Origin of the sequence: Rhizobacter sp., assembly GCA_021153565.1 — a bacterium.
Classification (GTDB): Bacteria; Pseudomonadota; Gammaproteobacteria; order Burkholderiales; family Burkholderiaceae_C; genus Albitalea.
Genome location: JAJKJU010000018.1, coordinates 1 through 10,096, shown reverse-complemented (window position 1 = coordinate 10,096; position 10,096 = coordinate 1). Strand labels below are relative to the sequence as shown.

Sequence of the window (10,096 nt, the reverse complement as noted above, 5' to 3'; positions counted from 1 at the left end):
GATCTAGGCGCAAAGCGCAGCCATAGCTCGTGCTATGGCGAGCATTTGCAACGACGAGCAGGGGCCTTTTGGCGTGATGAGCGGGCATGATCGAAATACTCCCAGCCTCCCAGCCTCTCAGGAGACCGTGGCTTCGTCGGTGCGCGTCTCGCCGTGGTTGTCGACCCATGTGATCGCGACCTTGTCGCCCGCCTTGGCGTCCTTGATCGTGAACTGCATGAACGGGTTCTTCGACACCGCCGGTCCCCACTCTGCCGACAGGACCGTTTTGCCGTTGTGCATGGCCTTAACCTGCTGGATGTACCAGGCCGGAATCGTCTTGCCGGCCGCGTCCTTGCGCTGGCCGGTTTCCATCTCGTGACTCATCAGTACGCGCACGGTAGCCTTGTCGCCAGCGGCCTGGGCGCGGATACGCATCAAATCTGCCATTGTTCAAACTCCATCAATGAAGCGGGCTTGGATAGACGGCTGGGCCGTCTCAAGCGGTTCCTAAATTCCCTCGGTCGCTGCAGTGTTCCACGCTGTGCGGAACACTGCACTGGGTGCGAAGCACCCGGCGGCGTCATCAACGGGCTTCCTTGAGGCAGCGCCGAAGGCGCTTCGGGGCGGGCTCATTCAACCGCCGCAGCCGCCAAGGGTGACTTTGATTTCCTTCTGCGCATAGAGCACGCGGCCATCGGCCAGCATCGCGACAGCGAAGACGTTCGACGATTGGCCCATCTTCACGCGTGTCGCAACCGCCGGCTCGACCGCGTCGGTGAACTCGAACATCGCGGTGAGCATCGCCGGATTTTTCTCGACCATCAGGAGCATGCGCTTGACGCCAGGCAGCGCGGTCGACGCGCCCAACGGCACGACCGCACCGTTCTCGGCAATGTCGGGACTCTGGATCGTGATGTCCTTGCTCTCGGCAGGTGCCGAAGCACCGAGCGCCATCATCACGTCGGCCATCGTCTTCGCCTCAAATGCGGCAATCTGGTAACCGGCCGACTGTGCGAGCGCCACATTGGGCAGCAGGCCGGCGCCGATCAACAGCGACGCGACTGTGGCGCTCGTCTTCAATACTTCTCGGCGTGTCTTCATCGATGTCCCTACTTCAGTGGATGCTAATAAACGGAGAGACGCGTACGCGTCGGTGTGATCCCTAATTCGCCCACCTACCGGCGATCCATTGGGCGATGGCCTTCAGATCGGCTTCAGGCAGGTTCTGCGCCGGCATCGGGATCGCACCCCACACGCCGGAGCCACCGGTCCTGATCTTGCCGCTCAGGTACACCAGCGCGTCGCCCTGCCCGGCATATTTATCGGAGACGGCCTTGAAGCTGGGGCCGACGATCTGGCTGTCGATGCCGTGGCAAGCCGTGCAACTGTGCTGCTGCAGCAAGGCGATAGCCGACACAGCGGCAGGCTTTACGGCCGCCGGTTCTGCCGCAGCGGTCGGTGCCGTGCCCGCCGTGTTTGCCCCGCGTTGCGCACCGACCAGCCGGTTCTGCTCGGCCAGATTGCCGTGTGCGTTGCGGGCGAAGTCCGGCAACATCGACGCCACCCGCGGCTGTGCGGCGCAGTTCGTCATGCAGCGCGATCCCTGCAGATCCGGGCGAGCCGCGCCGCCCAGTTCCTTGCCCGGCCACAGTGCGTGTTGCGTCGTCATGCCGTTGCGATTCGGCACGCGTTTCTGGACCTCTGCCATGTTGCCGTTCGACAGCACGAAATCGTCGGGGACCACACCACCCAGGTTCAGCAGGTACGCAGTGACGCCGTACACCTCCTCGACCGTCAGCGACTTGGGCTGCGTCCACGGCATCGCGCGGTTGATGTAGTCCCACAGCGTCGAGACGGTCGAGACCTTCATCAGCGTCGTGCGGCCGGGGTAGCCGCGGTCGTCGAGGCGTGCAACGTGGCCGGTGTTCAGGTCGTCCTTCGTCGTACCGCCCACGACGGGATTGAACACCTCGTTGGAGTCGCCGAAGACGCCATGGCAGGAGGCGCACTTGTCCTCCCACACCGTCTGGCCGCGGGCCACCGATCCGGAGCCGACCGGCAGGCCTTTGAAGTCGGGGCGCACGTCGATGTCCCAGGCAGCGACTTCCTTGGGGGTCGCGGGTCGGCCTATGCCGGCGAAGTCGGGCAAGTCGGACGCCGCCTGCGCAGATGCCGCGCAGATGGCCAGCGCCGCAGCCCCGACGAAAACAAAGTCACGACAGCTGAACATTGCACACCTCACCGCTTTCCTGCACCCACCAGGTCTGGATCGAGTTGTTGTGATAGATCGAGCGGGTACCGCGCACTGCGCGCATCTGCCCGTAGGTGGCCTGGACCTGGCCGGTGTCGTCGGTGGCGCGGCTTTGCACCAGTGCGGCATCGCCCTTCCACACCCAGTCGAGGTTGAAGCGGGTGAGGCATTTGCTCAGAACCGGAGACTCCAGCCGCGCTTCGCGCCAGTTGCGTCCGCCGTCGACAGACACGTCGACGCGCCGAATCTTGCCGCGACCCGACCAAGCCAGGCCCGAGATGTTGTGAAAGCCCTTTTCGAGCAGCACCTGGCCGCCGGACGGCGTGGTGACCACGCTCTTGACCTCCTGGGTCGAGCTGTACTGCCGGTGCTGCCCTCCGGGCAGCAGGTCGACGTAGTGGATCGTCTCGTCTTTCGTACCGTAAGGCTGATCACCAAGTTCGATGCGACGCAGGTATTTGACCCAGCTCACGCCTTGCACGCCCGGCACGACGAGCCGGAGGGGATAGCCATGCTCGGGGCGCAGCATTTCACCGTTTTGGCCATAGGCGACGAGAACCTCGCCGCTCTCGATTAGCGAGATGGGAATTGTGCGTGTCATGGACGACCCGTCGGCGCCTTCTGCCAGCACGAAGCGGCCTCGCTTCCAATCGGCGCCGCAGAAATCGAGCAATGTGCGCAGCGGCACGCCGGTGAATTCACTGCAGCTCAGCATGCCATGCGTGTACTGGCAGGTCGGCACTGCAACGTTGCCCCACTCCATGCCGGTGTTGGCGCCGCATTCGATGAAATGAAAGCGCGACACCGACGGCAACCGCATGATGTCGTCCATCGTGAAAACCTTGGGCGTCTTCACGATGGCGGGGTCGGAACCGTTGACCATCAGCCGATGCGTGGTGGGGTCGACGTCCCACCACCCTTGGTGATGGCGTTCAAAGTGCAGGCCGCTCGGCGTGACGATGCCGAACAGCGATTGCAGCGGGGCGAAAGACACCGATGCCTGGCGCGTCTGGGTCAGGCCCGGGCTCTGGCGGCGCTGCACGTTGGCTTCGTAGCGCGAAGGCTTGCCGTAGCCTTCGGTGGCGACGCCCTGGCCGAGGCCTGTGCTGTGCGCGGGCAGTTGCAGAATGTTCGGGTCGCCCTCGCCCGGCACGGCGAGACCTTGCGCCAGCACCGCCGGCACAGCCAAGCAGGCCGCGGCGGAAGCAAAGGCCTGGCGAAGAAAGTCGCGTCGACCGTCTCGGGCCTCGGCCCACACCGTGCGAACGTCGTCGTGCGCCAGGAAGTTTTCAGGTGCCTTCATCAGGCGGCCTGACGCGCGGTCTTGTCGCTGCACGATGGTCTCCGGGGTTGCGTCGATTTCAATATAAGTGAATGCGAATATACGTGATAAACGAACCTTCACAGGTTGGTGGTAACGCTGAGATGCAAGATCCATTGGCGTTCCCACGACCAACGCTGCGCCGGGGGAAGGAGATCAGGTACTGGGCCGTGCGCATCCTGTTAATTTCGACGCCAACACGAGCCTCCAGGTCCAGCGCAAAGGCCTCCACCGTCTGGTGATCCTTGCCGGGCGTGGCGAACAGCAACCGCTTCTTGTCCAGGTCGTGCACCACGGTCAAGCATCGATGGCCCTTGGCCGGTCTCGTCAATGCCAACGAAGGTGACTTTGCTCATGTCCTGCTTGCGCCGAGCCGAGTCACACTTTCGAATGTGCGGGCCAACACAGGTGTCGCCGACCAACGCCCTGCCGAGCATAAGCACGGCGGCTCACTTTTAGTGTGAGCTGTCGAGCGCGCGCTGCGCCCTCACGGAGCAGCGCACCTCGAAGGCAATCCTGGGCACGAGTGGTTTGCAGCAAGTCAAGTCAGGTATCGCGGTCAAAGCCATCAAAGTTTGACCGACCTTTACCCGCGCTGACCAGTACACCCCGCAGTGTCTTCAATGGTCCGGGGTGCCCGCCTCGAGCATGAAAGTCAGGTCAGATTTTCTTCCTGTCATCCAGCCTCACGGGCACGCATCATTTTTTCAGCCAGCAATCTGATCAACATGTACCAACTCACCTCCGTCCAACAAGTTGTCTGGCTCGACCAGATATTGAATTCAAATGCACCTTATTACAACCTCGGTGTCACGCTGAAATTTGACGGCAGTATCGATCCAGTGTTGCTGGAAGAGGTAATCAACGAGGTCGCCAACACCAACGAGGCGATGCGTTTGGTCATGCGCCTCGAGGCTGGCGTTGCATGCCAGCAGGTGCAGCCACGCATTGACGTCCGCGTTCCGCTCGTGGACTTCTCCGGGCCAGACGCGGACGAGCAGGCCTGGAAGCACTTGCGACTGGCATTCGCCCGTCCGTTCAAGCTGTACGACGAACTGCTCTGGGAGTCGCAACTGGTCCGCGTGAATGCCTCGCGTCACTACTGGCTGCTCAAGTGCCACCATCTGGTCTGCGACGGCACTGGGATCCCTCTCATTGGCCACGCGATTGCAAACGCCTACAACCGCCGGCTGCGCGGCGACACGGCCCCACTGGAGAGCGGCCCCTCTTATCTCGAATTCCTGGCTGACGATCAGGCCTACCTGTCCTCACCCCGCTTCCAGCGCGACAAGCAATTCTGGTGCGAGCGTTTCGCGCAGTTGCCTGCCCCCATGTTGGCCTCAACAGACAGGCATGGGCCCGGCGCGCCCACACCCAGCAGGCAAGTGTTCTGGACCATCGAACGCCCCATATTCGATCGCCTGAAGGCGTTCTCCGCAGCATGCGAATGCACTGTCGCGCATTTCATGCTCGCCCTGCTGGCAACATACTTTGCACGTACCTATCACCTCGACGAGGTGGTGATCGGCCTGCCGGTGCACAACCGCAGCACCGCGCGTCAGAAGCGCACCTTGGGGATGTTTTCGTCGATCATTCCGGTAGGAATACGGGTTGACCTGCAGAGGTCATTCATCGACCTGCTGGACGATGTTGCCGCGGAATTGCGGCGCTGTTATCGGCATCAGCGGTTCCCGATCGCAGACATCAATCGAAATTTGAAGCTGGCTCAGGTCGGCCGCAAACAGCTCTTCGACGTGACCTTTTCCCTCGAAGGTTTTCCGGGGGACGGCCACCTAGGGAACGTGAAGCCCGCATCCTTTGCGATGCATCACGGGTTCGAGCAGACGCCGCTTGCCGTGTTCGTGCGCGACTACCACCGATCAGAAGATGTGGTCGTCGAGTTCAACTACAACACCGGCGCTCTACAGCGCGAAGCCGTCGAAGACGCCCAGAAGCGGCTGGGCCTCCTGCTGAAGGTGATACTGGAAGACGGTTCCGCTCAGCAGGTCGGAGCCCTGCCTTTGCTGGATGAGCGAGATCAGGCCTTGTTGCGGGGCTTCAATGACACGCACGCTGACTATCCCTCGGATCGGCTGATCAATCAGTTGTTCGAGGATCAAGTACGCCTCGCACCCGAGGCCACCGCCGTGGTCTTTGAGGACCGGCGCTTGAGTTATGCCGAGCTCAATCAACACGCCAATCAGCTCGCCCATACCTTGCGACAGCAAGGCATGGAGCCAGGCGAATTCGTGCCGATCGTGATGCCGCGTTGCCCCGAGATGTTGATCGCGCAATTGGCAGTGCTCAAGAGCGGCGGCGCCTATGTGCCCATCGATCCGGACTTTCCTGTCGAGCGGCAGTTGTTCATGATCCAGGACTGTGGCGCCCTGCGGGCCATCAGCGCACAAAGCACTGCCGTGCAGCTGCACACGGCAGATCTGGCTTGGCTCGTCCTCGACGCGATGCGTCATCTCACCGTATCGTGCTCTTCGCTCGACCTCCACGTGCAGCGCGACGCCACGGATGCCGCCTATGTGATGTACACCTCGGGCTCGACCGGTCAGCCCAAGGGGGTGATCATTCCGCATCGCGGCGTCAACCGACTCGTCATCAACAGCGGCTATGTCGACTTGTTGCCGAGCGACTGCGTGGTGCATTGCAGCAACCCTGCATTCGATGCCTCGACTTTCGAAGTCTGGGCAGCGTTGCTGAACGGCGCGCGTACGCTGATTGTTCCAACGCCGACTGTCCTGCAGCCTTCGCTCTTTGGCTCACTGCTCGCGGCCAAGGGCGCGACCGTCCTGTGGTTGACCGCGGGCCTGTTCCATCAGTATGCCGATGCACTGGCGAATGTGTTTGCGCAACTGCGCTACCTGCTGGTCGGCGGTGATGTGCTGGATCCCGGCACGATTCGCCGCGTGCTTCGCGAGAACGCGCCGCAGCATCTGCTCAATGGCTATGGACCCACCGAATCCACGACCTTCGCCACCACCCATCGCATCGCATCGGTCGATGAGCGCTCATCCAGCATTCCCATCGGCCGCCCGATCGCCAACACGCAGATCCACATCCTCGACGAACGCCAGAAACCGATACCCATCGGGTGGCCGGCGAGATTCACGTCGCCGGAGCCGGCGTGGCGCTGGGCTATCTGAACCGCCCCGATCTGAGCGCCGAGCGCTTCTTGCGCGACCCCTTCAGCAGCGCCCCGAACGCCCGCATGTACAAGAGCAGCGACCTCGGCCGCTGGCTGCCCGACGGCACCATCGAGTACCTGGGCCGCAACGACCATCAGGTGAAGATCCGCGGTTTCCGCATCGAGCCGGGCGAGATCGAGGCGCAGCTGGCTCGCCATCCCACGGTCAGAGAGGCTGCCGTCATCGCCCGCGAGGACACGCCCGGCGACAAGCGTTTGGTGGCCTATCTCACGTCGCTTTCCGACGAACCCTTCGATCTCGATGCACTGCGCAGCCACCTGAGGTCGTTGCCCGAGTACATGGTCCCCGCCGCCTTCGTCACGCTCGACGTCTTGCCGCTCACGCCCAATGGCAAGCTCGACCGCAAGGCACTGCCCGCGCCCGATCTGGCCGCTTTCCCAGGACGCCAATACGAGGCCCCTGAAGGGCCGCTGGAACTCGCTTTGGCCCAGATCTGGGCCGAGTTGCTGCACGTCGAGCGCGTGGGTCGCCACGACAGTTTCTTCGACCTGGGCGGTCACTCGCTATTGATCGTGCAGATGATCGAGCGGCTGCGTCAGGCTGAGCTGCACGCCGAGATGCGCACCATCTACAGCGCCCCCACCTTGGCCGCGCTGGCGCAGGCCATGGCTCACCAGGCCGCTGCGCCGTTCAGTGCCCCGCCCAATCTCATCACGCCACATTGCACCTCGATCACGCCGCAGATGCTGCCCCTGGTGCAGCTCGATGCCGCGCAGATCGAGTGCATCGTACGCAGCGTGCCCGGTGGCGTGGCCAATGTGCAGGACATCTATCCGCTGGCGCCGCTGCAGCAGGGCATCTTGTTCCACCACCTGCTCAGCCCCCTCCACGACCCCTACATCTTGTCGATGCTGTTCTCGCTGGACAGCCGCGAGCATCTGGACCGCTTCCTCGCGGCGTTGCAGCGCGTGCTTGATCGGCATGACATTTTGCGCACAGCCGTGCTGTACCAGGATTTGGCTGACGCGGTGCAGGTGGTGTACCGCCACGCCGAGCTCCCGGTGCACTCGTTCGCGCTCGACCTCGGGCAGGACCCGCTGCCCCAGTTGCACGCGCGCATGGCCCCGCAGTGCTTGCCCATGGACTTGCAGCGCGCACCGCTGGTGCACGCGGAGATCGCCTCGCACCCGAGCAGCGCGCAGTGGTTCCTGGTGCTCAAGATGCACCACCTTGTCAGCGACCATGTCTCGCAGGAGATCATGTTGGCCGATCTGACGGCGTGTCTGCACGGCCAGGCGGATCGCCTGGCCGCTCCGATCGCTTACCGCGACTTCGTGGCCCATGCGCTGGCGGCCCGGCACGACGAGGCAGCCGAAGCGTTCTTCCACAGCCGGCTGGCCGATGTGGATGAGCCCACGGCACCCTTCGGACTGCTGGATGTGCGTGGCGACGGCACCCGCATCACGCAGGCGCAGCAGTTGCTGGAGCCGGCACTCGCGCGACGCCTGCGCGCCGCCGCGCGGCGTGCTGGTGTCAGCGCCGCGCCGCTGTTCCATGCCGCCTGGGCGCTGGTGGTGGCGCGCACCAGCGGACGCGATGACCCCGTGTTCGGCACAGTGTTGTCGGGCCGTTTGCACGGCGGCCCAGGCGCCGATCGGGTGGTGGGGCTGTTCGTCAACACCTTGCCGATGCGTCTGCGGCTGCACGAGCACAGCGCCGAGCAATTGCTGAAGCACACCCAGCAGGAGCTGGTGGCGCTGCTGCGGCATGAGCAGGCGCCGCTGGCGCTGGCGCAGCGCTGCAGCTCGCTGCAGGGGTCCACCCCTTTGTTCAGCGCGATTCTGAACTACCGACACAGCCCCCCTGTGGCCGCTTCGGCGGTGGGGGATGGCATCGAGCTCTTGCATGCTCAAGAACACAGCAATTACCCGTTTGGGCTGTCGGTGGACGATCTGGGCGATGGCTTTGCGCTGACTGTGCAAATCGATCGGCGCGTCGATCCGCATCGCATTGCCGCTTGCATGCTCACGGCCCTGGAGTCGCTGATCCAGGCGCTGGAGTCGGCCCCCCATACGCCTGCGCTGCAGTTGCCAGTGCTGCCACTTCAAGAACTGGAACGGCTGCGAGGCTTCAATGACACGCACGCCGACTACCCCTCGGATCGGCTGATCCATGAGTTGTTCGAGGATCAGGTGCGCCTCGCGCCTGAGGCCACCGCCGTGGTCTTTGAGGAGCAGCGGCTGAGCTATGCCGAACTCAATCAGCGCGCTAATCAACTCGCCCATGCCCTGCGACAGCAAGGTGCGCAAACTGGGGAATTCGTGCCGATCGTGATGCCGCGCGGACCCGAGATGCTGATCGCGCAATTGGCGGTGCTCAAGAGCGGCGGAGCCTACGTACCCATCGATCCGGAGTTTCCTGTCGAGCGGCAGTTGTTCATGATCCAGGACTGTGGCGCCCTGCGCGCCATCAGCGCACAAAGCACTGCCGTGCAGCAGCACACGGCAGATCTTGCCTGGCTCGTCCTCGACACGAGGCGTCATCTCACCGTGTCGTGCTCTTCGCTCGATTTCCACGTGCAACGCGACGCCACGGATGCCGCCTATGTGATGTACACCTCGGGCTCGACCGGTCAGCCCAAGGGGGTGATCATTCCGCATCGCGGCGTCAACCGTCTGGTCATCAACAACGGCTATGCAGCCTTCGACGCCACGGACCGTGTGGCTTTCGCCTCCAATCCTGCCTTCGACGCCACAACGATGGAGGTGTGGGCTGCGCTGCTCAACGGAGGCTGCATCGTCGTCATCGACAGAGACACGATGTTCGACACGCCACGTTTCGCACAAGTACTGCAACAACAGGGCGTCACGGCACTCTTCGTCACCACGGCATTGTTCAACCAGTATTCCGTGGCGATTCCAAAGGCACTGGCGGGGCTGAAGTATCTGCTGTGCGGCGGCGAGCGCAACGACCCGGCGTCCTTTGCCCGCGTGCTTTGCGAAGGCGGTCCCAGGCACCTCATTCACTGCTACGGCCCGACCGAGACGACGACTTTCGCGCTCACCTATGAAATCGACCATGTACCGGAGGACGCCACCAACCTGCCCATCGGCCGGCCGATTTCCAACACAACCGTCTATGTGCTCGACCGATATCTGAAGCCGGTACCCATCGGCGTGGCCGGCGAGATCTACATCGCCGGAGCCGGCGTGGCGCGGGGCTATCTGAACCGCCCCGAGCTGACCGCCGAGCGTTTCTTGCGCGACCCCTTCAGCAGCGACCCGCACGCCCGCATGTACAAGAGCGGCGACCTCGGCCGCTGGCTGCCCGACGGCACCATCGAGTACCTGGGCCGCAACGACCATCAGGTGAAGATCCGCGGCT

Annotated in this window: 6 protein-coding genes and 1 pseudogene; 2 read left to right on the top strand and 5 right to left on the bottom strand. The window is 63.4% G+C overall.

The features are described from left to right. Positions 1-117 precede the first annotated feature (117 nt). The 5 genes and pseudogenes from soxZ to AC30NL_RS01525 all read right to left on the bottom strand — a co-directional run. A complete protein-coding gene (gene soxZ, locus AC30NL_RS01545) occupies positions 118-429 on the bottom strand; it encodes a thiosulfate oxidation carrier complex protein SoxZ (protein WP_489462249.1) in 312 nt (103 codons plus the stop codon). A 186-nt stretch (positions 430-615) separates the two neighbouring features. Further along, positions 616-1,083 (bottom strand): thiosulfate oxidation carrier protein SoxY, encoded by a 468-nt coding sequence (gene soxY / locus AC30NL_RS01540; RefSeq protein ID WP_489462248.1) that lies wholly within the window; start codon positions 1,081-1,083, stop codon positions 616-618. A 61-nt stretch (positions 1,084-1,144) separates the two neighbouring features. Then, positions 1,145-2,212 (bottom strand): c-type cytochrome, encoded by a 1,068-nt coding sequence (locus AC30NL_RS01535; protein ID WP_489462247.1) that lies wholly within the window; start codon positions 2,210-2,212, stop codon positions 1,145-1,147. After that, the gene (gene soxC / locus AC30NL_RS01530) at positions 2,196-3,536 is read right to left on the bottom strand and encodes a sulfite dehydrogenase (protein WP_489462250.1); all 1,341 of its coding nucleotides are present in this window, start codon (positions 3,534-3,536) and stop codon (positions 2,196-2,198) included. The genes AC30NL_RS01535 and soxC overlap by 17 nt, the downstream gene beginning before the upstream one ends. A 211-nt stretch (positions 3,537-3,747) precedes the next feature. Continuing rightward, a pseudogene (locus AC30NL_RS01525) lies at positions 3,748-3,928 on the bottom strand (transposase); the annotation flags it as partial. Between the two features lie 354 nt (positions 3,929-4,282). Here AC30NL_RS01525 and AC30NL_RS01520 point away from each other — a divergent pair. Together AC30NL_RS01520 and AC30NL_RS01515 are read left to right on the top strand one after the other, a co-directional pair. Continuing rightward, the gene (locus tag AC30NL_RS01520; RefSeq protein WP_489462246.1) at positions 4,283-6,709 is read left to right on the top strand and encodes a non-ribosomal peptide synthetase; all 2,427 of its coding nucleotides are present in this window, start codon (positions 4,283-4,285) and stop codon (positions 6,707-6,709) included. Further along, a partial coding sequence (locus AC30NL_RS01515; protein ID WP_489462245.1) for an amino acid adenylation domain-containing protein occupies positions 6,658-10,096 on the top strand: 3,439 nt, incomplete at its 3' end. The genes AC30NL_RS01520 and AC30NL_RS01515, both read left to right, overlap by 52 nt.

What these genes read in the sequence shown, in the direction of transcription:
- soxZ (WP_489462249.1), bottom strand. Translation starts at nt 429, where the DNA reads ATGGCAGATTTGATGCGTATCCGCGCCCAGGCCGCTGGCGACAAGGCT.
- soxY (WP_489462248.1), bottom strand. Translation starts at nt 1,083, where the DNA reads ATGAAGACACGCCGAGAAGTATTGAAGACGAGCGCCACAGTCGCGTCG.
- AC30NL_RS01535 (WP_489462247.1), bottom strand. Translation starts at nt 2,212, where the DNA reads ATGTTCAGCTGTCGTGACTTTGTTTTCGTCGGGGCTGCGGCGCTGGCC.
- soxC (WP_489462250.1), bottom strand. Translation starts at nt 3,536, where the DNA reads ATGAAGGCACCTGAAAACTTCCTGGCGCACGACGACGTTCGCACGGTG.
- AC30NL_RS01520 (WP_489462246.1), top strand. Translation starts at nt 4,283, where the DNA reads ATGTACCAACTCACCTCCGTCCAACAAGTTGTCTGGCTCGACCAGATA.